The sequence below is a fragment of the Tunturiibacter empetritectus genome (assembly GCF_013410875.1).
GTDB classification, from domain to species: Bacteria; Acidobacteriota; Terriglobia; order Terriglobales; family Acidobacteriaceae; genus Edaphobacter; species Edaphobacter empetritectus.
The window spans coordinates 1,246,143-1,269,929 of the sequence record NZ_JACCCU010000002.1 but is presented as its reverse complement, the minus strand read 5'-3'; the positions used below and the strand labels follow the sequence as shown (position 1 = coordinate 1,269,929).

The 23,787-nt window shown below is 54.8% G+C and carries 15 protein-coding genes and 1 pseudogene; 7 read left to right on the top strand and 9 right to left on the bottom strand.

Annotated features, from left to right (window positions below; genetic code table 11):
* The first annotated feature begins 49 nt into the window (after positions 1-49).
* The 5 genes from HDF08_RS17690 (at position 50) to HDF08_RS17670 (ending at position 10,634) form a co-directional block, all read left to right on the top strand.
* The gene (locus tag HDF08_RS17690) at positions 50-3,505 is read left to right on the top strand and encodes a TonB-dependent receptor (RefSeq protein WP_218884758.1); all 3,456 of its coding nucleotides are present in this window, start codon (positions 50-52) and stop codon (positions 3,503-3,505) included.
* A 698-nt stretch (positions 3,506-4,203) separates the two neighbouring features.
* On the top strand, positions 4,204-5,430 hold the full coding sequence (locus tag HDF08_RS17685; protein WP_179639887.1) for a glycoside hydrolase family 30 protein: 1,227 nt from the start codon (positions 4,204-4,206) through the stop codon (positions 5,428-5,430).
* 324 nt (positions 5,431-5,754) lie between these two features.
* Complete coding sequence (locus HDF08_RS17680) at positions 5,755-7,197, top strand: glycoside hydrolase family 125 protein (protein WP_179639886.1); 1,443 nt, start codon at positions 5,755-5,757, stop codon at positions 7,195-7,197.
* Positions 7,198-7,455: 258 nt separating this feature from the next.
* On the top strand, positions 7,456-8,622 hold the full coding sequence (locus tag HDF08_RS17675; RefSeq protein ID WP_179639885.1) for a tetratricopeptide repeat protein: 1,167 nt from the start codon (positions 7,456-7,458) through the stop codon (positions 8,620-8,622).
* A 548-nt stretch (positions 8,623-9,170) separates the two neighbouring features.
* The gene (locus HDF08_RS17670; RefSeq protein ID WP_179639884.1) at positions 9,171-10,634 is read left to right on the top strand and encodes a tetratricopeptide repeat protein; all 1,464 of its coding nucleotides are present in this window, start codon (positions 9,171-9,173) and stop codon (positions 10,632-10,634) included.
* An 81-nt stretch (positions 10,635-10,715) separates the two neighbouring features.
* On the opposite strand, the pseudogene HDF08_RS21840 reads toward HDF08_RS17670, so the two are convergent.
* The 8 genes and pseudogenes from HDF08_RS21840 to HDF08_RS17635 all read right to left on the bottom strand — a co-directional run.
* Positions 10,716-10,852, bottom strand: a pseudogene (locus HDF08_RS21840) (IS3 family transposase); the annotation flags it as partial.
* Between the two features lie 56 nt (positions 10,853-10,908).
* Complete coding sequence (locus tag HDF08_RS17665; RefSeq protein ID WP_218884833.1) at positions 10,909-11,139, bottom strand: TniB family NTP-binding protein; 231 nt, start codon at positions 11,137-11,139, stop codon at positions 10,909-10,911.
* A 295-nt stretch (positions 11,140-11,434) separates the two neighbouring features.
* Complete coding sequence (locus HDF08_RS17660; protein ID WP_179639882.1) at positions 11,435-15,133, bottom strand: TonB-dependent receptor; 3,699 nt, start codon at positions 15,131-15,133, stop codon at positions 11,435-11,437.
* Between the two features lie 449 nt (positions 15,134-15,582).
* Complete coding sequence (locus HDF08_RS22260; RefSeq protein WP_179639881.1) at positions 15,583-16,212, bottom strand: FtsX-like permease family protein; 630 nt, start codon at positions 16,210-16,212, stop codon at positions 15,583-15,585.
* Positions 16,213-16,955: 743 nt separating this feature from the next.
* The gene (locus HDF08_RS17650; protein ID WP_179639880.1) at positions 16,956-17,960 is read right to left on the bottom strand and encodes a zinc-dependent alcohol dehydrogenase family protein; all 1,005 of its coding nucleotides are present in this window, start codon (positions 17,958-17,960) and stop codon (positions 16,956-16,958) included.
* Between the two features lie 88 nt (positions 17,961-18,048).
* Positions 18,049-18,264, bottom strand: a complete 216-nt coding sequence (locus HDF08_RS22255) for an SDR family NAD(P)-dependent oxidoreductase (RefSeq protein ID WP_179639879.1) — start codon at positions 18,262-18,264, stop codon at positions 18,049-18,051.
* A 736-nt stretch (positions 18,265-19,000) separates the two neighbouring features.
* Positions 19,001-19,687, bottom strand: a complete 687-nt coding sequence (locus HDF08_RS17640) for a hypothetical protein (protein ID WP_179639878.1) — start codon at positions 19,685-19,687, stop codon at positions 19,001-19,003.
* A gap of 2 nt (positions 19,688-19,689) precedes the next feature.
* Entirely contained in the window at positions 19,690-19,935 is a 246-nt protein-coding gene (locus HDF08_RS17635) for a helix-turn-helix transcriptional regulator (protein WP_179639877.1), read from the bottom strand.
* Positions 19,936-20,599: 664 nt separating this feature from the next.
* On the opposite strand from HDF08_RS17635, the gene HDF08_RS17630 reads away from it, so the two are divergent.
* On the top strand, positions 20,600-21,070 hold the full coding sequence (locus HDF08_RS17630) for a nuclear transport factor 2 family protein (protein ID WP_179639876.1): 471 nt from the start codon (positions 20,600-20,602) through the stop codon (positions 21,068-21,070).
* A 77-nt stretch (positions 21,071-21,147) separates the two neighbouring features.
* On the opposite strand, the gene HDF08_RS17625 is transcribed toward HDF08_RS17630, so the two are convergent.
* On the bottom strand, positions 21,148-21,615 hold the full coding sequence (locus HDF08_RS17625) for an SgcJ/EcaC family oxidoreductase (RefSeq protein ID WP_179639875.1): 468 nt from the start codon (positions 21,613-21,615) through the stop codon (positions 21,148-21,150).
* Positions 21,616-21,773: 158 nt separating this feature from the next.
* Between HDF08_RS17625 and HDF08_RS17620 the strand changes: the two genes are divergently transcribed.
* Positions 21,774-23,546 carry a winged helix-turn-helix domain-containing tetratricopeptide repeat protein gene (locus HDF08_RS17620; RefSeq protein ID WP_179639874.1) on the top strand — a complete coding sequence of 591 codons (1,773 nt, stop codon included), beginning with the start codon at positions 21,774-21,776 and terminating at the stop codon, positions 23,544-23,546.
* The last annotated feature ends 241 nt before the right edge of the window (positions 23,547-23,787 follow it).

Here is a 23,787-nt window from a genome sequence, read left to right as displayed (position 1 = left end):
ACAATTGAGCATTTATTGAAAATTTAGAAGTTTTTCAGGAGAGCCACCAGTGGAAGTCAAGCCTAGCCCAAAACAAAAGATATTCCGTGCATTGATGATCGCTACCGCAACGATCCTGCTCGTGACTCACCCGATGCAATCGGCAGCGCAGCTCTCCACTGCCTCAGTGAATGGTGTTATCCGTGATCAAAGTGGAGCAGTGATCCCGGGTGCTACTGTGATTTTGCGCAATGTAGACACCGCTGTAGCGATTGATACAAAGACGAATACAACAGGCACGTACGGTCTCTTTAACATCACTCCTGGGCACTACACCATCGAGGTTCAATCCTCTGGGTTTAGCCCCAAGAAAGACACGACCTTTACGCTGGAGGTCAGCCAGGTTGCAACTTTCGATTTTGTGCTGACCGTGGGGAGTCAAAGTTCGGAAGTCACGGTTTCGTCAAGCAACGCACAGATTGACACCACTACGGCAAACCTCGGTACTGTAATTACGGGCCGACAAGTGAATGATCTTCCGTTGAATGGCCGGAATTTCACACAGCTTCTTCTGTTAACTCCTGGGGTTTCTGGTGCAAATCCTAGCCAGAATGCTGGGGGATATACCACCGCAGTAGCGCTTGGTTCGTCTTTCTCATTTCCCGCCGTTAATGGACAGACAAACCGCAGCAACTACTTCTTGACCGATGGGATGAACAATTATGGTACATTTTTCAGCACCTATGCAGTACCGCCGATTATCGATGCGATCCAGGAATTTAAGATTGTTTCCCACACGGATGACGCCGAATTTGGTTCTGTTTTGGGAGGCGTCGTGAACGTCGTGACCAAGTCTGGGACGAATACACTTCACGGCTCGGCCTGGGAGTATGCGCGGAACGCGATTTTTGATGCCCGCACCTATTTTCTACCGCCTACAGCCGCCAAAGCTCAATTTCATCAAAATCAGTTTGGCGGGTCCATTGGTGGACCGGTGGTGGTGCCTAAGGTCTACGATGGCAGGAATAAAACATTCTTCTTCGGTGCCTACCAAGGATTCCGTTACCTTCAGACGAGCAATACGCCCCTAAGAGTTCCTACAGCAGCGCAGCTGAGCGGCGATGAAAGCAGTTGGCCTACGCAACTTTATAACCCATATACGACCAAGCCCGATCCGGCCCATCCAGGGCAGTTTATCCGCGATGCGTTTCCGGGGAACCAGTTAGGATCCTTTCTTGACCCACGAATGGTTGCGTACGCTCAATTCGTCTTTCCCATGGCTGGGCCTGTTTTCGACGGCGCTGGCGACAATGCAATTGACACCACACCAGTCACGCAAGAGCAAAACGAATTTAACGTGAGGATCGACCATACCTTTAGAAACGGCGATACAGCATTCTTTCGATACAGTTTTATAGATAGCAATGTGAATTCCTCGGGGGGACAGCCTGGCCTGCCAAACGTCACTGCGACCCCTGCGCGCAATTGGGGCGGAAGCTATGTACACGTATTTAGTCCGACTCTTGTGTCTCAGGTTCAGTATGCCCGCACCACCGTCCAATTGAATTCAACCACTCGTTTCGATCGCTCCACCTCTGCCATCATTAGTCAAGTTGGCTTCTCGCCAAGCTTCGTTGGGCAGTTTACGGCTGTAGATGGATCTTTGCTGCCCGGCCCAGGCATCGCGAATTTCACTGGCGGTAGTGGCGAGAATGTAAACTATAATCCTGGCGCAACAAACAGTTATCAGATCAGCGGAAGCGTAACCAAAGTTGCGGGGCGGAATGTTATACGCTTGGGCGGTGGTTATATTAGTGCAGGATACGCCACGCTGACTTCCGGTGCGCAGCTTGGGTTCGCCGCTCAACAGACCGGTAACACAAATCCTCTTGATACCGTAAATGCAGGCGATCCACTTGCCTCCTTTCTCATCAATGTCCCGAATTATGCAGAGCACTTCAACAGGGAATCGAATACTCGGCCTGGTGGTGTTCTAAGCGCTTTTGCTCAAGATACTTGGAAGGCCAGCGATCGTCTCACGCTGAATTTAGGGGTTCGATATGACGTGACGTTCATTCCGCCCTTTGGAACGGAGTCAACAGCTGGTAAGCAGGGCGGTATCGAAACTGGCGACGTGAATTTCAATAATGGGACCTATGTTCTTCAAAAGTTATCCCCTCCCTGCAACGTTACAGGAGTGGCCCCTTGCATTCCAGGCGACGGCACCCTTCCAGCCAATGTGGTAGTCGATCCCCGAGGCAAGATCGCCTTCAATAGCTACAATAATGTAGGTCCACGATTTGGATTCGCTTACCGCATCGGTGAAAAGTCAGCTCTGAAAGGTGGATTCGGGATTGTCTATGACAATTGGGCGGCCGTAACGCAGACTTCGCAAAATATAGGTGGGGGATGGCCTGATGTCGGGCAGCAACTTGCGAACAATATAAATCAGCCGAACTCCGGCACGACGACGCCGACTGTACAGAGTCAGAATCCATTCAATGACAATGGAAACAGTGCTCTCCCCGGACCTACCCCATTCAATCAAGTAGGATTTTTCTATGATCCTCATCTTAAGGATCCTTATTCCGAGCAGTGGAATCTTGGCGCGGAGCGCCAACTTGATAGCTCCACGACAGTTGAAATAAACTACGTAGGATCGGTGTCCAAGCGTTTGGGTATGCCGGGCTACTACAACACCGCTTTACTTCCGGGCTCTGGAAATCCGCAAAGTCGGGCTTTATATCCTTATATAGCGCCGACTTACTATAGTCGAAGTGTTGGGGCGGCCAACTACAACGCTTTCCAATTCTCTCTAAATCGACGCTTTAATAATGGGCTGGCCTACCAAGTCGCCTATACCTGGTCAAAGGCGATGAACGTTGGTGGAGACGATTTGTTCCAAAACACGACAGTTCCCACAGATCCCTATAATCCGGCCGCCTACGGAAATTACAGTGTGTCAGGGTTTGACCTTACAAACATCCTGTCGGTGAATGCTGTTTATCAGATTCCAGTCGGACGAGGGCAGCGCTTATCCACCGGATCTCACGTGGCGGACTACATACTAGGGAACTGGCAATTTAATAACATTTTTCAAGCCCATTCGGGATTGCCTTTCACTCCGTACATAAGCAGCGATATCGCAAACACCGGCAATCTTGCTCAGAATGAGTATGAACATGCGAATATCGTCGGAAATCCGAATAAGATTACGAAGAGAACGAGTGCGGAGTTCTTCAACACAGCCGCTTATGTGGCACCGGCAGGCTTTACCTTTGGAACGGCCTCGCGAAACTCCCTGAGGTCTGCAGGTTATTGGGGTTTGGATTCATCGATATTCCGACTGTTCCCTGTTGGAGGTGAACGTGAATTTGAATTTCGAATCGAAGCCTTTAACCTTCTGAATAACGTGGTACTTGGACAACCGAACAACGATCTAAATAGTGGAATGTCATTCGGAACGGTGAATACAACAGCCAATTCATCGAGAGTCTTACAACTCGCATTGAAGTATCTTTTCTAATGTCTTGCAAAGACAGGATCACCATTTAGAGGAGCTTTATGCCATCCGGTTTAGGCGGTATCGCGGTCTTCTGTCGATGTTATACGCGACTTTCTGCGCCGGTGAATCTGTCTCTCATGAGGATTTGTCGCCTTAGCGTTATGCATCACTCAGCGGGCTTGCAGTCAGGAGTTAGCGAACCAAAAATCTGAATACCTCTTCAGACAAGCGACTGAGCTAGTCCATGCTAGAAGACTGGCAGAGGCATAGTCGCTTCTTGAGCAGGTGAATTCAATCCCCCACCGTGCTGCCCTGATTACGTTGTACGGACAAGTCGGAGAGCGACTTAAAAGTATAGATATTGCTTCTACACTCTCTATGGTGAAGTAAGTGCTTTGACTCGGTGATAGGACCGCTAACGCGAGAAGTCGTTTAATGGATTCGCATGAACTCGAAAAATAACGCGTTGTGACACAGTTCCTGTGTGATACGCGCTAATTCAGATGAAGAAAGCATGGTTCATTCCAATGGGTATGGTGTCGCGACGTCGGTTTATGCAACAGGCTGCTGTTTCAGCTTCGTTATCCTTAGCAGGGCGGCTGTCTGTTGCCGGAATCGTTAGTTCTCCCTCCACGCCGAGGGCTTGGAAAACTGCAGGTGAGGACCGATACGCGGAATTTGGCGTCAAACCGTGGGCGGCGGCCTCTGCTCCAGGAGCGGTGGCAGTGCGCATCGACCCAACGCGGTCTATGCAGAGCGTCCTTGGCTTCGGCGGCGCCTTCACGGACGCCTCCTGCTATCTCTTTAGCCAGATGGAGAAGGCCGCGCGGTCTAGTCTGATGGATCAGCTCTACGGCCCCACCGGTTTGAACTTCTCGGTTGGCCGCACCTGCATCGGCGCCAGCGACTATTCGCGTAATGCATACAGTTTCGACGACAGTGCAACTCCCGACCCGACGCTCTCGAAGTTCAGCATCGAGCATGACCAAGCCTACATCCTGCCGACGCTGCGGGAGGCGCTGGCGGTGAATCCTGAACTCTTTCTCTTCTCAACGCCCTGGAGTCCACCCGCATGGATGAAGTCCAACCACTCAATGCTTGGCGGCAACATGCGCGACCAGTATTTCGGCACGTATGCGCAATATTTTGTGAAGTTCATTCAGGCGTACCAGGCACAAGGGGTACACGTTTCAGCTGTTACCTCACAGAATGAGGTTGACACCGATCAGGACAGCAAGATGCCGGCGTCGCTCTGGGGTCAGTATGACGAGGTCGTTTTCGTGAGGGACCATCTGGGACCTGCTTTGCGCGCGGCCTCTCTCGACACGAAGATATGGATACTCGATCACAATTACGACCTCTTGGGGCGCGTTATTGACGAGCTTGAGGAACCAGGACTGGCGCAATACGTCGATGGCGTGGCGTGGCACGGATACATGGGTTCGCCTGAGGCGATGACGCGGGTACACGATGCCTTCCCAACCAAGCATGCGTACTGGACGGAAGGTACTCCGGATCTCGCGGCGCCCGATAACGCAACAAACTGGACGAAATGGTCGGCCACCTTCACGGACATTCTTAAGAACTGGGCGCGCTGCATCGTCGGTTGGAATCTGGTGCTGGACGAGAAGGGAATGCCGAATATCGGACCTTACGAATGCGGGGGTCTGGTCACCCTCGACTCCAAGACCCAGCGGATCAGTCCCAGCGGCCAGTACTGGGCCTTTGCGCATTTTTCAAAAAATGTACGGCGCGGCGCGCGCGTAATTAGTACAAATGGCGGAATTGACGGTGTTGAACATGTCGCGTTCGCAAATCCAGAGGGCGACTACGTCTTGGTGCTCACGAATTCAGGATCCACCACCGACGTCGCCTGCGAGTTCCAGGGACACTCTACCCAGGTCCATATGCCGCAGAACTCTGTGGTAACACTGAAGTGGACCTAGTTCGGATCAAGTGTCTGAAAGAACACAACGTGAGGTACCGACAGTAGATGGATCCTTCGACTTGTAAACAAGATGAGGTTGCCAGAACTTGAGCACGAAGCGGACGCGAAAGTTAGGGCGTATTGACACGTCCTGAGTTTCGTCAAACGGAACTAGCCACAACACGAAAATACAGACGGCGCAGATATGCGTCGATTCGACACTTAAGTGAGGCACAGACTGCGGTTCTTTGATAGCCGAGAAGGTTGATTTACCGCAGCTGGGCAGTTCTGGGCATCACGACTTCAGCGGCTCGCAAGCAAGCTGATTTGGAGAACGAAGATAATGGGAATCACCCGAAGAGATTGGATCAAGGGGGCCGCTTCGACCTTTGCCATGGCTCAGGCCGGTTGGGAAGCGAAAAGCGCGTTCGGGTTGGAATTGCCGCATGCTCGCCCGGCGCTTGCCGATCGCCACTTCAGCAGTTCTGCGATCGAAGAACTCATCCCGCAAGTGCAACGGCAGATCGGCGACCCCGCGTTGAGTACACTCTTCGCGAATTGTTTTCCTAATACGCTAGATACGACGGTTTTCCCCGGCACCTCTGAGGGTAAGCCCGACACCTTTATAGTGACCGGTGATATCGCCGCCATGTGGTTGCGAGACTCCGCAGCGCAGGTATGGCCTTATTTGCCGCTCGCCAGACAAGACGAAAAGCTGCGCTTTCTGTTAGAGGGCGTGATTCGGCGCCAGACGCATTGCATCCTGCTCGACCCATATGCCAACGCTTTCCAACGCGATTCTTCAGCTCCCCCGTTAGAGTGGGCGATCGATAATAAGACGGAGCATCGGCCGGGTGTGGCCGAGCGCAAATGGGAGTTGGACTCGCTGTGCTATCCGGTGCGCCTGGCCTACGGCTACTGGCAGGCAACCGGGGACACGCAGCCTTTCGATGCGCAGTGGAGAGAAGCGGGTCGAACGGTGGTGCATACCTTTCGCACACAGCAACGCACGCAGGGCCAAGGACCGTATTCCTTCCTGCGCGTTACCACCTCTCCCAACGATACCCTTGCCCTGAGCGGCTACGGAAATCCTGGACGGCCAGTGGGATTAGTCTTCTCCATGTTCCGTCCCTCGGACGACGCCTGTATCTTTCCCCTCTTCATTCCCGCCAATCAGTTCGCGGTCGTGAGCCTGCGCCAATTGGCAACCCTAGCCAGTAAAGCAGTTCACGATGACAAGCTGGCAGCTGAAGCATCGGCATTAGCGGCAGAAATAGAAGCGGCGCTACAAGAACACGGAACCGTGCAACACCCCACGCTGGGCCGCATATGGGCTTACGAGGTGGACGGCTATGGCGGTACGGCGTTGTTAGATGACGGCAATGCGCCGGGTCTACTTACGATTCCTTACCTGGGGTATTGCCGCAAAGGCGATCCCCTCTATCGCCGTACCCGACAGTTCGCTCTTAGTGCCGCAAATCCCTATTTCGTCCAGGGAAAAGTAGCCGAGGGCATCGGCGGTCCGCATGTGGCACGCAATATGATATGGCCAATGTCCATCACCTTTCGCGCACTCACCTCGCAAGACGACGGGGAGATCCGCTACTGTTTACGGGTACTGCGAGACACGACGGCGGGAACAGGCTTCATTCACGAGTCTTTCGACAAGGACGACCCGTTCAAATACACGCGGCCCTGGTTTGCGTGGGCGAACACTCTTTTTGGCGAATTGGTCGTTCGTCTTGCTCACGAAAAACCTGCTCTGCTCGCAGCGCCTCTGGATTAACCTTCCCGCTCACCGGCAACGATTCGCAGGGGTTCGAAGGACAAATACCTCCGAGAACATTGACCTGAATTCGTTTATGTACGAGCCGATCTTCAATATGTCGGATGACAGATTGCGACTTCCAACACCATCCGGCAAGCGCCGAGCAACCAGAAGATTGATGTAGCTATATGGGTTGGCAAAGTGAATAATAGCCTGTTGGAAAGTTGTAGGTTCCTTGCTCATGAACATTCTCTACCCAATCATTGGAGATGAGTCATGGATATCATTGCCTGCATCATTAGCTCTTGGAAACGAACCAAATTCGATGTCCATCCTCGACAAGGACGCCCCATGCAATTGGGGCTGCTATCACCCTTATTCCTTTCAGTGACGTTGACGGTCCTCCTTAACTCCTTTGTGCGATCCGCCCGCGGTCAACAGCACGGTGGATCTGATCGAGCCGAGGAACTCTATTCCCAGGGGATTTCTCTTGCGCGCGAGGGCAGGCTTGCAGAAGCGGAATCTGTACTCGAAAAGGCGAATACTGTCGACCCCGCAAATTTCGACATAGTAAGCACCCTCGGGCAAGTTCGCGGAAAGCTCGGCGATCTTCCGAGCGCCATTTCGCTCTTTCAGCTGGCTATTCAACTCGCGCCAACCAAAGCCGAGGCTCACGACAATCTGGCCATCGCGCTAGCGGACAACAACGATCTGGACGCCGCTCTGATCGAGACGACGAAGTCACTGGCCCTGGACCCACATTTCGCTTCCGCACACCTTACCAAGGCCCGTATCCTTCAAGACCAACGGCATAGCCAGGAGTCCGCTCGTGAATATGCCGAGGTGGTGAAGCTCGCGCCGGAGTGGGAAGCGGGCTACTATTACTGGGCGCTCTTGGTACGCGATGAAGGTGATCAAGCGAAAGAGACCGACCTCCTGCGAACCGTCGTCAGACTTCAGCCCACTAACGAAAAGGCGCTTTATTTGCTTGGCTGCGGCCTCTCGGACCAGGGCGACCAGCCGGGAGCGATCACGTCCTGGAAAAAGGCGCTGGCCCTGCAGCCGAATGACACGCAGACGTTGTACCGGCTATCCAGAGGACTTCGCGAGTCCAACCCAGCCGAATCGGCAGAGTTAGAGAAGCGATTCTTCCGGCTTCGCAGCGAGCGCGACAACCTCGACAACATCAAGTCGTTGGGAAATGACGGCTATCGAGCCATGGAACAGCAAAGGTGGACCGATGCCATCGCTTCTTTTGAGAGAGCCCTGTCGATGTGCGAGGACTGCAGCGTCGAGGCGGGCCTCCGGAAAGATCTCGGGCTCGCTCTTTGCCGGCGCGGCGACACGCCCGCTGGAGTAGCCCAGCTTCGCGCAGCGCTAAAGCTGAATCCATCTGACCGCGATATTGTGAAGGCATTATCAACATTGACTGCGACACCCTAGGTTATGACCCCGTCTTCTCTGCCTGCTCCCCGACCATCGACCGTATCGCTCTTCTGCCAGATACTCGACAATCACTGCGCGGCCATGGAGCTCCACGGTCGACGCTCGCGAATCTGTCAGAGTATTAGCAGACAGACTAGGATTGATGACCTGCGAGTTATCCTGAGAGCTCTCGTAGAGCTTTCGTACTCCTCGGCGCAACCCGAGCTGCCTAACACAGCAAGTCAGATAGCGGACGCATCGCTCCGACGATTCGTCGACTCCGACGGCATGCTCCATGGGAGCTGTCAGCCGCGATGCGAAGCCGATGACGTACGTACAATATTCAAGGAGATCTTTATGCGCAATCTCTCCGCGCTTCAGCAACGCTCCCCGAATCCTGAATATCGAAGCTTTATCCTTCATGCAGCGGATAGTGTATTGACAAATGCGGGCGATACCCAAACCACTATGAACAAGTATGGTCAGGGCCTGCGCTGTGCTCCACTGCGGACGCACAAAGTGCAGGTCTCGACTCCATTGTTGCTGCGGCGAGAGTATCACTCTAAGTGAGCCTCACGATGCGAACGCTTTTGACAGGCCTTGCGCTGATCTGTATGGCCAGCGAGCCTGTGGCTCAGGTCAAGCAGACCGCTATACCACCGTTAGATCAGCTCGTAAAAAGCGATGGAGGCCTCTCGCAGAAATACTCTGATATCAATGCCGAGTCGAACGTCACCCTGCGTACATTGGCAGATTCTTCCCAAGCGAATGGCCAATGGAAAGCTGCTGCTTATTACTGGATGAGGTTGGTCTCCCTGTACGGCAAGGCAGATGACCGAATATCGCTGGGAATCGCCCAACTGCACATGGGAAAGGATGCCGAAGCTATCGTCAGCTTTCAGGCAGCCATTGTCACAAACCCGGCGAGCTTTGATGCGTGGGCCAACTTAGGCGTGGCACATTCGCGAGTGCAGCAATACGATCAAGCGGTTGTCTCGCTCCAAAAGGCACTGACCCTTAATCCTGGAGAGTTCCAGACTCGTCTCACCTTGGCAAAAGCGCTGACATCGGTCTTTCGCTTCAAGGAAGCACTTGCGATTGCCCTCGATTGTGAGCAGCGCGCTCCTAAAGATCCAGAAGTACTCGGCTTGGTTGGGCAGATACAACTGTTTTCCGGACAGCCTGGCGAGGCCTTGAGTGCGTTTGAGCGTCTCGCCTTGCAGCGAACGCTAACCGCCACTGAAGAAGCAGATGCCGGACGGACATTGATGTTGCTCGATCGACCCTCTGAGGCGCGAACTCATTTTCTCCGCGCACTGTCTCTCGACTCAGCTCTCACGGGCATACATTTCGACCTGGCTCGGTGCGCCCGCCGTATGCATGATCGAGACATAGAAGAGCAGGAGGACTCTCTGGCCAAGGCAGAGTTGCGCTGCACAAATCAGCAAGCCGAAGCTTTGGCACTGGTATGTGACGCAGACCAGTTCGAGAGCAACGGAGATCGAATAGCGGCTTCAATGCGCTACCATCAAGCTCTTCCATTGGTATGCGGCTCGCCCAAGCTCATCTACGAGGTCGCGCGAGGCTTGGTGAATTTAGGTGAGTTCGGCGCTGCCGCCCAACTCCTGGAATCGGCGCATAAAGAAAATATCACCTCCGCCAACATCCTCACTCTTCAGGCGCTCCTTGTCGAATCCAACGGTAAGTTCGAAGCTGCGGAGGCTGATCTTCGCGAAGCCCTAAATCTAGAACCCTCATCTATACTGGCACTTACAAACATGGGTGCCTTATTAGGCAAGCAGGGTCGATTAAGTGAAGCCGAGGATTACTTGGAGTCAGCAACGGAGATAGATCCACAAGCTCAAGATACTCTTGTTGATCTGGCTCTTATAAAGGCGGCGAGGAATCATATCGAGGAAGCAAATGCTCTCCTGAGGCGTGCCCTGAAATCTCCCGGAAATCACTCCCGTGCTGTGACGGCGCTTAATGCCTTGTGTGCTACAGAAGTAGCCACCTGTTCTCAGAAGTGATAGACCTCCTTGGATTAGGTGTTTAGTCCCCGGCATTTGATGGATTGGGTCGAGGGTAAATCTATCCGGGGTTTGTGACTAGAGTTTGCAGAGGTATTCGTATGACGTGAGGCCTTTCAAGGTCTTGAGTCTTCGGGCGAAGTTGTAGGCTGTTACAAGTCGGTCAATTGAGCTTTGAGTTGGTTATGGGTGTCGTAAAAGTATTGCTTCACCGTAGCTGTAGCTTTAATCGCTATTTGTCGTAGTGTTTCAGAATTATTTGTCGCATCTTGCGTCATCCCGGCCCAATCACGAGGCTGTCCCGTGCGGCTTCGACGACTGCGGTCGAGACCAGATGAAGGTTGTTTACGCTGAGAACCCGCTCGATCTGGGTGAGAAGTCGGGTCAAGAGCCTGAAGTTTCCGCCGGTCATCCGTATCAGACTCGCTATCACTTCCGGGACCAGTTGTTCGTCCGGAAGGGTGACTCCGGCAGGTGTCCATCTCCTTTCCAGCAGCTTTTGCATTTGAGTAGCATCGAGAGGCCGGAACTCATGGACGAACCCGATACGCGAATAGAGTGACGTAACAAATCGTATTATCAACTGGCTAGGGACATAGTCGGGAGCTTCAGAGAGTCCAAAGTCATTGAATACGTTGCATCCGCAATATATGGTGGCGCGGGACGATTACTGCAAATCAGCCCACAGTTAGGGATATTGCTATCGGAAGTAAAGCGGATAGCCTTCCAAGCGTCGAGGGTAACGGGGAGTGATAACCGCGCCATCCGACCGGGTTCGAACGGCGCGGCTGGGTAGGTTGTCAGAAGCTGAAGATGCCGTAGAACTGAACCTGTCGTGGGCTTCCAATGGGGTTGGTGATGGCGCCTACTCCCTGACTGGAGAAGACGGTGGGGTCGCTGTTGGGTAGCGGAGTGATTCCCGGCGGGTTGTTGAAGTCGCTGCCGCTGAAGTTGTTGCCGGGCGTATCGAAGCTGGGGGTGTTGGTGACGTTGAAGACCTCCATGGCGATGCGGAGGCGGTACTGTTCGTGTAGTTTGGTCTCTTTGAAGAGGGCGATGTCGGCCCGCTTCTGGAAGGCGCTGCGGAAGATGTTGCGCTGGCCGGTTGCAAAGGTCGACTCGAAGGTATCGCAGAGATAACCGCCGCTGGTAGTCCCGCCGCAAGGTGGAACGCCGGACTCTCCGGGCTGCAAGGAAGGATAGGCGAAGGCAGATGGGGTGAAAGCGACATCGTTGAAGTTGGAGGAGGTGCCGTTGGGTGCATTCGGGTTCACGAAGGCTCCGCTGTGCTTGGTGTGCGCACTCTTCGGATTGAAGCCGGGCGCGAGCGGAAGCACAGGGTTAGTGAGGAAGTCGTTGGATGCGAAGAAGATGCTGCCAACGGTTCCGGAGAAGTCGTAGACGTTATAGGGTTGGCCGCTCTGGAACGTGGTGACGCCGCTGAGGCCCCATCCGCTTCCCGCCTTGTCAGCAAAGCGGTTTCCAGTTTTAAGATCGGGCACCTGGTAGTTGAAGCTGAAGATGGTCACGTGGGTGCGATCGTAGTCCGAAGAGGCATATCCGGAGGCGAGATTCTGAGGATTGTTGCCGTTGTAGAAAAGTCCGAAGCCGCTCGCAGCATCCAGGGAGTGCGACCAGGTGTAGGACAAAAGAAAGTCGAAGCCATGCCAATTCGTCTGCCGAATGGAGGCTAGTAAAGCGTCGTAGTGCGACCAGCCTACAGTTGTCCAGGCCACGGAGTTGGGACTGTAGCCGATGTAAGGCACACGCAGATCGGTGTTGCCTCCGGTGCTGGTGCTGTAGGGCTCGGTGAGGAGTGTGGCTCCATTGGGATACTGGGCGTTGTAGCCATAGCTGTAGCTCTGCCCGTTGACCGGGTGATCCGGCGTAGCCACCTGGGGCTGATTGAAGGGGACAGGGACGGTCTGGTGGACTCCGTGATTGCCCGTGTATCCGAGCGTGGTCACGATACTGTGCGTGAGTTGGTACTGGAGGTCGAGGCTCCAGTTCTCGGTGTAGGGAAGACTGTTGTTAGCCGCGTAGGCACCAAACAGATAGGGGTTGGCTCCATCGATCAGGGCTGCCTGATTAGAGAGATTCTTGATGAAGTTAGCAGGATTGGTGTCGATTGGCGGGCGCACGGTTCCGAACGGATTCTCGGAGGTTGCACCCTTAGCGGGTATCACACCCTGCACAAAGGGGGGCTGCAGCGTAACCCCGAAGGGTCCATTAAAGCCGTTACCGGCGGAGGGTGAGAACTCGGTGAAGTATTCGCCTCGGTCGTAGTAGAGCCCGAACCCCGCCCGCAGGACGAGCTTGTCGGTGATGCTGTTGGCGAGACCGATGCGCGGGCCGATGCCCCACTGGCGATTCGTAAGGGTGGACTTCGATGCGCCCCGGGAAGCATAAAGTTTGTTGTTGCCGGCGACGACAAGACCACTGTTGATGATGGTATCGCTGGCGAGGTCGTAGGAGTACTGCCTTGGACTGAAGTTGACCAGATTGCCGTACTTCTCGTAGAGGCCGCCGTCGTAGTCGTAGCGGATGCCGGCGGTGATGGTCAGGTGCGGGGTCGCACGCCACTGATCTTGGGCATACCCGCCAACCTGAGGCGAGCGGTAGTAGCGGTTGCTTGCGCCCTGGAAGTAGACCGAGGTTCCAGCGCTGTTGCGAAGCGGCCCGCCGGTGAGGAAGTTGCCGATGCTGTTATAGGAGAGCGTGGCAACCTGATTGGCGCGGTTGATGATGTTGAGTTGGGTGAAATCGTAGTTGCCGCCGAAGGCGAAGGAGTGATTTCCAACCACGTAGTTCAGCGTCGAGGTGCCCTCGAACGTGTTCTGAGAGAAGCCGGTGTTGGCAAAGTTGGAGGTTGGGCCGATATTAAGACTATTGAAGCCGTTTGCATTGCGAATGGCGACACCGGGAAGCAGCGGGCTGCCGAAGAGATTGATGCCCACCGCAGAAGGACCAAAGGGTTGGCCGGTGAAAGAGTCCACCTTCATGCGAACGAACCCCCCCTTCTGCTCCCACGTAAGCCGCGGAGAGAGAACAACCGTGTTTTCGAGCGAGAAGACCTGGCTGCCAGCAGTGTACTTCTGCGGAAATCCGAGCAGGTTGGTGCTCGAAAAGGGGCTCTCGCTGGGATCCTGTTGGAAGTAATACCTGCCGGTAAGAGTGTCCTTGTGTGAAAGCACGTAGCTGATATTCAGGTTGGCCTGATCGGCTTGGAACTTCGAAGCAGGGCCGATAAACGATACCTTGCCGGCAGGATCGGCAGGGGACTCAATCAGGAGTCGGCCGCCCGGGAGTTTGGCTTGGAGAAAGGCGAGTGCGACGGGGTCGATAGGGGTGCCGGGGGGAAGGTTTGCCGCGGCTAATACAGGCTGCAGGCCAGCCACACTGCGGTCGTCGGTAATGCCGAGGGGCGCGAAGTAGCTACTGAGCGAATTGAGTTGGTCGCGCGCGCGGGTGTACTGATAGCTGGCGTAGAAGAAGAGCTTGTCGTGCCGGATGGGGCCACCGAGTTCCGCACCCGCGACATAGCGGTGAAGATCTGGAGTGGGGTTGCCGGTCTGTTTGTTGAAGAACGGATTGGCGTTGAGCGCGGAGGTCTCCCAGTTGCCATAAGCGGACCCATGAAGCGCGTTGGTGCCGGTTTTTGTAGTTACGTCGATGTGGGCGCCCGCAGTGGCTCCCTGCGCAGCGTCGAACATGGACGTGTTGACGCGCTCCTCTGCAATAGTCTGCTGCGGGGGAGAGGGAAGAGCTTCGCCGATAGCGTCGAAGATCGAGGTGTTGGTGCGGATGGTGCCATTCGACTGGAATGACTCGCCAGTGTTCAGAACGGCGCGGCTTTCGGTGACCTGACTGGAAGAGGCGCCGTTGAACAGGTTGTTAGTCATGACGCCGTTAAAAGTGAAGGTGTTGCTGCTGAGGCGCTGTCCGTTGGCATAGATGTTCTGGTTGCCAAGGCCGGTGTTGGTGCCGGTGTCGGCAAGCAGGTCAGCGTGAACTCCCGGACTAAGCGTTGCCAGTTGCGTGAAGCTGCCGGTGCCGAGCGGAATCTTTTCAATCTGCGCCGCGTCGAGAATGTAACCGTTGGTGGTATCCACTGTGTCGAGCTGAGGCGTCGCTGCAACGTCGATAGTGGAGGAGACCTGGCCGGCCTTGAGGCGCACAACCAGCGCGGCAGTGCGATCGGCCTGAATCTGGAAGCCGCTAAGCTTTTCCGTATCAAAGCCATTGGCTGTGATAGTCACCGTGTACAGACCGATCGGCAGACCTTGCACCTGGTAGGCGCCGCTTCCGTTCGTGGAAGTAGTACGGCTCGCTGCAGTTTGATCGTTGACAAGCACGACACTTGCTCCGGAGATGATTGCTCCGGTCGCGTCGCTGATGACGCCGGACACTGAACCCAGTGTTTGTTGCGCGTTTGCGGATTGAAGAATAATCGCACTCAGGATGATCAGGGCGATAAGTATCGCTCTACGTGGCGTCATTGGCTCTACCTTTCAGTAAACAAAGCAGGTATGTAGTAGTGAAATTAGGGCCTATGGTTCAGTTGTGGCCTTTGTTGATGAGGCTAGGGATCAAATGTTAAACGGCGGTGACAATTGTCTCGCGTATGTCGCGGTATGAATAAAGGACGGTTTTTTTGTTGTGCTATTCCGACGACCTCCCGGAACGATCCGCCCTTCTCAAAAAAAACTGCGACTCTAAAAGTCGTCTATACCTTTTGGCGGGGGGTAGGGTGACGACAACCCCCCGCGTCCGCACCCAAAGACTGCGAGGTCTCGATTGCCACGCGCTCCCTTCACCGAGTCTGTACCGCCTCAAATTCGCCCCCTGCCCTCGAGGCGTGCGTCTGAATTCGGGTACCCCTAAAATCCTATTCGCGAGACATCCGCGTGGGGCATCGATCGGATAAGTTGCGTTGCGCCTGCGCTGGCTAACAGCCCGAGGAGCGCGGCTGCAGCCCGTCGAACAAAATAAGACGCAATATCTGATCACGTTGCGCGCCGAGGGCGATGCGAATGCCAATTTCCGACACTCGCTGGGTCACCAAGTAGGAAAGCACTCCATACAGGCCTACCGCGGCCAGGAGAAGCCGGCGCACGCGCTCAAGCAGTGACTGGTGGAAGAGCATCACTTTGTCGCGCGTATCGTATTGGATTTCCGGCAAACCGAATTTCATGGTCATCACGTGATCGATACCGCAGCCTAGGTCCGCCATGCGCAGGTGCATGAAGCTCTTGAAAAGCAGTCCGGCTGAGAAGAGCAGCATGACCGTGAGCTCGATTTCAACTGTAAGCATCGTCTTGTGAAGCTGCGCCCGCGAGGTGCTGGTGCTGGCCGATCGTGAGGACTCCTGCAGCGCTGTGAGTAGCCGACTGCCAGTGGATGTGACTGCCGGCGCGAGACCAGCCAGCAATCCTGTAATCACGACCAGCCCTGCGGCAAAAGTGAAAACCCATCCATCGATGTGCACGGAGTCGGCCCGGGGTAGATTGCGCCAGTTGGCAGCGAGCCATCGCGTCGAAGCGAGCGATAGCATCAGGGCGAGCCCGCCACCCGCCACTGTTATACCTGGACTCCAAAGGGCGCCACCTCTGCGGCCACCGAGTGGCTAAAGCCGCCGGCGGCCCCATTTGGCAGCATGGTAGGGAGAGTTGCCAGGTATCGCCATCCGGCCGCCGATCAAGGACACCTGAAAAATGCGCCCGCTACGCTGACTGCCATGACCGGAACTGCAGCACGCGTTGTGTAAACCATCGAGCCGCCCATACTCAGATACGGCCGTCGCGACTGCAGCCTTCGTGGCTGCTTCATCGCGGACTTCGAGCGAGACCGGTTGAGTCGCTCTCCATACTGTCGCACCAAATCATCGAGTTGCGCAGTCTTGCGAGCCCCGGCGACTACGTTGTCACCTGCAGCCAACGCCGCTTCCGAAATGTCCCGCCCTAGTCCGTTGCCACTTCCTGTAACCAACCAGACTTTTGTCGTGAGAAGATCTCCTAGTTATTAGATTCACAATTCAAGGCCGAGGTTCCGAACAAGACCGGGTCCATTGCTAATTCGCACTCCCTCCACTCTAGGACTGGAGTAAAAAAACTTTGTCCAGCTTGATAGCGACTCTGCAAGCCAAGCCGCTTGACACATTGCCATTGCAGTCGCCTTTCTGGCTAGTCCGCTGGCAGGATATGTCTCCGGAGTCATTGTGAGAATCGGCGGCGGCGTGTAGCCGAGCTTCGAGCCTTTTCTCACCAGCACGAACGACGGCCTTTAGTCTTCCAGTGAGCGTGCCGCCCTTGGAATTGAGAGCTAAGGGATGCTGATCGCGATCTTGCCGAAGTGCCCGCCTTCAGCCAGATGTCTGTAGGCTGCCTGCGCCTGATCCATGGGGAACGTAGCGTCGAGAACGGGTTTGATTCCATGGGCGGTCATCGCAGCTGCGGCGTCGGCAAAATCAGCCACAGGGCCTGTATTGTTGCCCTGCAGGCGAATGCGCCTCTCCATCACGGGGACCACGTTGATCGAGACCTCCGTCCCGGACAGGAAGCCGATGATGAACACTGTGCTATCAAGACCCGCAGCTTCGATCGATTGCGGAAAGGTCGCCGCACCGCCTGTCTCGAGCACAAGATCAGCGCCTCTTCCATCGGTCAGGCGAAGCACCGCATCCGCCCACTTGGGAGTGAATTTGTAATTGATAATTTCATCAGCGCCCAGTTTGCGGGCGCGCTCCAGCTTCTCGTCAGAGGACGATGTAACAAGAACCCGCGCCCCGTGCGCCCTTGCAAACTGCATTGCAAAAAGCGATACGCCGCCGGTGCCGAGCACGAGAGCCGTCTTGTGCGGTCCCAGTCCGGCGGTGCGAACGGCGCGCCAGGCCGTGGTCGCTGCTATCGGTAAGGTGGCCGCTTCAGCGTGCGATAGGTGCGCCGGTGTATGGACCAGCGAGTGCGCGGGAACCACCACATACTCCGCGAGGCTGCCGGGAAGATCGATGCCACGACGTGGGCCGCCGCCGGCGGTGGGCATCCGGCCATCCTGCCAGTTGGGAATGAAATGCGGGATGACCCGTTCTCCAACAGTCCAGTCGGTCACAGCCGCGCCGATAGCCGCGATCTCGCCTGCTCCGTCTGTAACGGGAATGATCGGAAAATTGTTGAGGGGATACTTGCCGGTGGCAACGGCGATATCAAGAAAGTTCAACGAAGCGGCCCGCAGACGAACTAACACCTCAGCCGGGCCTGGGACGGGATCAGGATAAGTGCAGGAATGCAGTGCATCGACACGTGGTGCCGCTAGCTCAATGACTTTCATGAGTTCTCCAAGTTAATCTTTTAGATGGCCGCGGAATCGATTCGATTCCACACCTTGCCAGAGCGCGAAATACTACCGATAAATCATCTTAAACGAAATAGAAGGTCAGATGACGAGAGTCGACCTGCCGAAGACTGGTAGCGTCTAAAGTAAAAAATTTCGCACAGAGTTCCGCTGCTAGGCTAGCAAGACGTACCTCGTCGCGGCCAGCCAGCAACAGCGCAGCGCCTTTGTTGGCAAGTCGCCTACAAAGAGCAGAGCCCACTCCTCCATACGCTCCGAACACTACATAGGAGTTGCTCATGTCGCATGTTCCTCGAAACTCAAGCACCATGTTCGCGAAAAGAATCCTAATCTTCGCTTCTTATTTTTGCCTAGCGATGATGAATGAAGATACAGGATGGCCTGATTCATTTTAGGAGAAAATACCTGATCAAAAAATCAAACGCGAACAGGCATGCTGTAGCTGTTACTGACATAACAAATGAGACTTGAGTTTTGAACCCTGCTACCAAACAGCTTCTCAAAAAGAGGTGCACTCTGAACCAAAAAATTACCTTGTCCCCGTTTGACAAATAAATAGCTAACAAAGCTGAGAACCTAACTTTTCGTTCAAGGAAATCTTGTGAAGCGAATTCATGTGATGACATGTCTGGCGTTGCTGCGTTGCGGAAGTGGATGATGACAGAATTGCTATGGCGATCTCGCAAGCAGCGCCGCAACTATGGATTCGATTTGCCGCACGTGCTATCAAATTATTGGATGTCGTGAGGCTGAAGCACAACTCGCCACCATACTAAAAATTCGTTAGGCTCGATCGGCCGACACGGCTCTTGGCGTCCATATCGAGACTCCAACCGGCGCAGGATTTCAAGCAGAATTTCAGGAGCGCTATCCACATAGCCCAGTGGCCAGCAATCGAGCCATTGGCCATCCCAGCCTCGCCAACGCCCAACGAATGTTCTTCTCCCGAAGAACGGACGCTGGAGCCACGGCCTCGATGCCTGAGCCACGGGCTTCTGACCCTCCCGGAATGACATTCAACTTGGAATTTTAGGCGCTTCGGCTATCAGTTGTATCTCGCTGGCCACCTCGCGCGGGTCAGGCTCCTCCCATAACAGCATCGCTTTCGGCAAAGTGAGCGCCTGCACCCCGACCGTCAGGAGAAGGGCAACGATGTCTCCCGCTGTTGTTGGTCGTTCTAGATGGGTCGAATACATTCCCGCGAGATATATTGCGTATGCCATTAGCCAAACCAGCGTTCTCCGTGAAGCCCAATCTCTTTGCGCTACTTCACGCTCGTCTGGCAGCCACGGACGAGCCTCCCGGCTCTTGATGATGGGCATCACGTAAGTTCCTATTCGATAGTTCTTCAGCAACTCCTCCTGTTGCTCTGCCGAACTGTCTTCAAACCCTGCTGTCCCATATCGGTAGCGGGCCCACTCATCAAGGCTGCCGACCATCATCGTCTCCGGAGTCCTTCGCTTCGGAACGTCGAAGGTCTTGACCAAGCCCCCGTTGCGAAATACTCCGGTAAACGCGACCAGAAAAAGACAACCCCCACATTGTCCAGTATGGATGCCCAAACCGCTCCACTCTTTCATTTGCAGCCCAAACACACCTGCACCGAAGACCCCGTAGGTTACTACTACCGCAACGCGTCGTCGCCACCGGGCTTGCATATCGATACCCAGCAATCGTAGCTGCTTCACGCCGGTATTCAGCATCGCTATGCCTCTCTCTTTTCGATCACGTACACCAGCTCGCTCAGCGGTCGAAATGGATCTGGCGAGAAGACCGCCTCAACCGGCAGCTTGAAGAATCCGCTAATCTTGAATGCCAGTTCGAGAGACGGGGTGTAATCGCCCCTCTCCAGAAATCCGATCGTCTGTGGGTTGACACCCACAGCTTGCGCCAAGACCTGCCTGCTCAAGGATCGTTCTGAACGAAGTACAGCAATGCGGTTATAAAGCATATAGGTATCTTTTAAAAAGATTACGTTGCTTATAAGCAATATATCAAGCTCTCACACGGTGATACGGCCACTCCTCCACCACATTCCGAAAATAACTAGCGCCCCTTTCGGCCAGCCGTCTTCCGCTATTAGGATTGATCTAGGCAGGGATCGGGCCCTCCATGCGCGCAAAAAGACACGGCAGCACCCGAAAAGATCTGGCCACTGCAGATGACGGTCAACAGTTCTGGGGAACAAGGTACAGGATCGCGACGCCGTTTCTGAAGCTTCTGAGCTCAGGGGGTGTAAAGTACAACGCTTGTAAGACATCGGTGAATCAAGCTCTGTGTTTGGGAGAGTGATCATCCTCATGGGACACGCGGAACTCACAGAAGCCGTTGGCACGGATGCGAGCAAGCCGAAGATTCAACGATACACGGACGTTTGGCAGCGCAAGTCGGAAGGGCCCTGGATGCTAATTGCGCGTCAAAGCCACCTACATTGCGGTCCTTAGAACTCGGCTCTTCAAAACTGATCACTGGCCGGTGCATTGATAAAGACATCTAATGCTGGTAAAACACAACATTTTTGATCTTTCTTCAGATAGCGTCATCCCGTACTATGGAGGCACTTTGCAAGAGCAGGGGAGGAATAGATCGTGATTTCAATCTGTTTGGCACAAGATATGAAGCATCTCGCATGGACCGCTCTGATGCTTACCGGATACGCTACAGCAGAATGGAAGGCTGCGAATGAGCAAGTAACTGCCGCAGCCAAAGAACCCCAGATTGCAGCCGTATTAGAGGCCGTCAATGCATTGGATGCAGCGCTGGTGAAGGATAACCATGCCGCATTTGCTGCTGGGCTGGCGAAGGATCTTGTCGTCAACAATCCTCAGAATGGCATCTCTATCAGCGGGGCAACGGGACGCAGAAACACCGCAGGGCTGATCAGCTATAGCAGCTATATACGATCCGTTGAGTATGCAGGGATGCATGGCGATATGGTGTTGCTGATGGGGGACGAGCGGGTTATGCCCAAGGGTGATTCAACGTTGTCGGGAAAAGAGGTGCGGCGTCGGTTCACGGACTTGTGGAAGATGGAGGATGGTCGGTGGGTGCTGACTGTCCGGCAATCGACGATCGTAGCGCCATGAGAGATGCACTATCTGCGCCGCTATTGGAGAATTCTTCATGGTCCCTGCTGACGATCAGCACACCTGGTGTGTCGCTTCTAGTTCGGAAGCGCGGCGGTATTCTGCCCGGAGGCAAGCTTCCAGCTACCATCGATCTGTTTGATTGCCAGATATTTGAAGTGGGTGACAAGCGTGCCTGGAGCGGATTCGACGACACCCGGCGGTAAACCCACGAATTTGGTGACGGTTTGGTCGGTGTCGACCAGGACGGCGGAGTCTGAGATCTGGTCGAACTTTCGCTGAACGATGGCGATGGAGCTACCTTTGAATGGCCCAGCAAATATTCTGGCGTGCTGCTGCTGGACTGCCATCTTCCCGGTAAAGACTTGGCCTCGAATATTGATGAAGTCTGCGTCTTCGGTGTATTCATCGGCGTATGAGACGCTATCACCAGCGTTCCAGGCTGACTCTTCCGTCGCAAGTATCTTCGCGATGGCAATCTGTGGGGTGTCTTCAGCGGCTTGTACTCTGCCGCAACCAGTGGTTACGATTGAAAGCGTCATCATAAGTGCACCTATCCAGTTTCGAAATTTCATTTTTCTATCCCTCCGGGCTGATAATTCAAACTGAAATCGATCATGACAACACCCTGCCCATAACTCCTGAAGATGGTCTGGAGTTTTTCTGAAGATCGGAGCGAGCGGTGAGTAGCGAAATATGGAGGATGGACGGAATCGAGCTCGACAGACGAAGCTTTTCGCTGCGGCGTCATGGAGCGATCGTGCGCCTGGACCCAAAGCCTCTGGAGCTGCTGTTCCTGCTGGTTGAAAGCCGGGGCGGCGTGATCTCCCATGACGAGGCACTGCGCCGGGTATGGGGGGAGAATGTCTTTGTAAATGGCGAGGCGGCGCTTTACACGGCGGTAAAAAAGATCCGTCAGGCATTGGGCGACGCGACTTTAATCGAGACCGTCACCGGTAGAGGGTACCGGCTACGGATGGCAATCAATACTGAATCAGACAGCGCTCCGCCCAACATCACGCTGGCTTCACCAGAAGGTCAGAGACTGGCCATTCTTCCGTTGTTGAACCTCTCCAATGATCCCGAGCAGGATTACTTCTCTGATGGATTGACCGAAGAACTAATCAGCGCCGTCTCGCGTCTGCTGCGGGGACAGATGGGAGTGATCGCACGAACGTCGGTCATGCGGTATCGCAATGTGAGCAAACCGGTTGAAGAGATCGCCCAGGAACTCAAGGTCGATTACCTCGTGGAGGGCAGCGTAAAGCGTGACTCTGGAAGAGTTCGCGTCACTGTTCAGTTATTGCGTTCGGTTGACGGTACAGCGCTATGGTGCGAGAGCTTTGAGCGCGTGGTCGACGACGCGCTGGCGATGCAGTCGGAGATTGCGCTTGCCACAGCCACCGCCATCGGTATACAGATCGCGCCGCATGCCGCAGCAAGCACTAAGACAGGGAGAGCTGGCCCTATCAACGCCGAGGTACACGACCGCTATCTCCGCGCTCGACATCTCTTGAGTCAGCGTACCAAGCCTGCTATTCAGGCGGCGATGCGCTATCTACAGGAGGCTCTTGCAATCGACCCCGGCTTCGCACCTGCGACGGCAAGTCTCGCTTTGTGCTATGCGGTGCTGCCGATCACCAGCCTCTTGCGCCCGCATGACTGCTTCCCGGCGGCTCAGAGCCTGGCTAGCGACGCACTATCGCTGGACGCATCGCAAACGGACGCGCACATCGCATTAGGACTGGTTGACTTCTGGTATCGGCGTGATTGGAATGCCGCACGGCACCACTTCCTTCACGCTTCCACATTGAACCCGGGAGACAGTGCTCCTCCGATGTTTTTGGCGCATATCCATTCGATCCTGGGAGAGCACGAGCAGGCGCTGACGACCCTTGGCGCAGCGCTTTTTCTGGACCCGATCTCCCCTATCGTGAGAACCCATCATGGCCATTTCCTTTACAACGCGGGACGGTCGCTGGAGGCACTTCTTCCGCTGGAACAGGTGCTGGAAATGGCACCGCACTTCTGGGTAGCCCATCTGATGCGCGGGAAGGCACTCGCTACACCTGACCATCTTCAGGGTGAAATTCCCGGTCTGTCGGCTACCTCAACTGAAGCGATCGACTCATTCCTGCTTTCGGAGCGTTTTGCCATGGGCAACAGCGAACCGTTGGCATTTCGCATCCATACTCTGGCTGCGACAGGCCGGAAAGCTGAGGCCGAAGAGGCCTTCCGGACGATGCTGGAGATACAAACAAGAAGCCCGTTGCCTCCATTGCATCGGGGGCTGGCGGCAGTGGCTGTAGGTGCTCATGCCACCGCCCTAGAGTTGATCGAGGAAGCATTCGCGGAGAACGATGTCCGCCTAGTCTTCCTGTTAGTCGAGTCGCGCTGGAGCGGTTTGGGGAAATGCCAATATGCCGACGCCTTACAGCGAGCCAACCTGGTTGGCTGCAGTGTGGCAAGCTCCTAATCAAGCGCGAGCGCCCTGTCGCGAACCGGAATCTCTTCTCCATCGTAATCTCCCGATAGACCATTTTCTGTGGTTGCGGCAAAGGTCCTCTATCAGGGATGTTTCACTTACGCGTCTATGGAATAAGAGTTCTCGTAGTCATCCTCGCTCCCATACTTAAGAAGAACGCCTCCGTACATCTCGTGAGTTACAGACTGCGAACCAAGAGGTATCGCTGCTTCGCAGACCATCCGCCCCAACC

Bases quoted from the DNA above. Each gene is read 5' to 3' on its own strand.
- HDF08_RS17680 (WP_179639886.1), top strand. From the start codon at position 5,755: ATGGGAATCACCCGAAGAGATTGGATCAAGGGGGCCGCTTCGACCTTT.
- HDF08_RS17675 (WP_179639885.1), top strand. From the start codon at position 7,456: ATGGATATCATTGCCTGCATCATTAGCTCTTGGAAACGAACCAAATTC.
- HDF08_RS17665 (WP_218884833.1), bottom strand. From the start codon at position 11,139: ATGCAAAAGCTGCTGGAAAGGAGATGGACACCTGCCGGAGTCACCCTT.
- HDF08_RS17660 (WP_179639882.1), bottom strand. From the start codon at position 15,133: ATGACGCCACGTAGAGCGATACTTATCGCCCTGATCATCCTGAGTGCG.
- HDF08_RS17650 (WP_179639880.1), bottom strand. From the start codon at position 17,960: ATGAAAGTCATTGAGCTAGCGGCACCACGTGTCGATGCACTGCATTCC.
- HDF08_RS22255 (WP_179639879.1), bottom strand. From the start codon at position 18,264: ATGAGCAACTCCTATGTAGTGTTCGGAGCGTATGGAGGAGTGGGCTCT.
- HDF08_RS17640 (WP_179639878.1), bottom strand. From the start codon at position 19,687: ATGCTGAATACCGGCGTGAAGCAGCTACGATTGCTGGGTATCGATATG.
- HDF08_RS17635 (WP_179639877.1), bottom strand. From the start codon at position 19,935: ATGCTTTATAACCGCATTGCTGTACTTCGTTCAGAACGATCCTTGAGC.
- HDF08_RS17630 (WP_179639876.1), top strand. From the start codon at position 20,600: ATGAAGCATCTCGCATGGACCGCTCTGATGCTTACCGGATACGCTACA.
- HDF08_RS17625 (WP_179639875.1), bottom strand. From the start codon at position 21,615: ATGATGACGCTTTCAATCGTAACCACTGGTTGCGGCAGAGTACAAGCC.
- HDF08_RS17620 (WP_179639874.1), top strand. From the start codon at position 21,774: ATGGACGGAATCGAGCTCGACAGACGAAGCTTTTCGCTGCGGCGTCAT.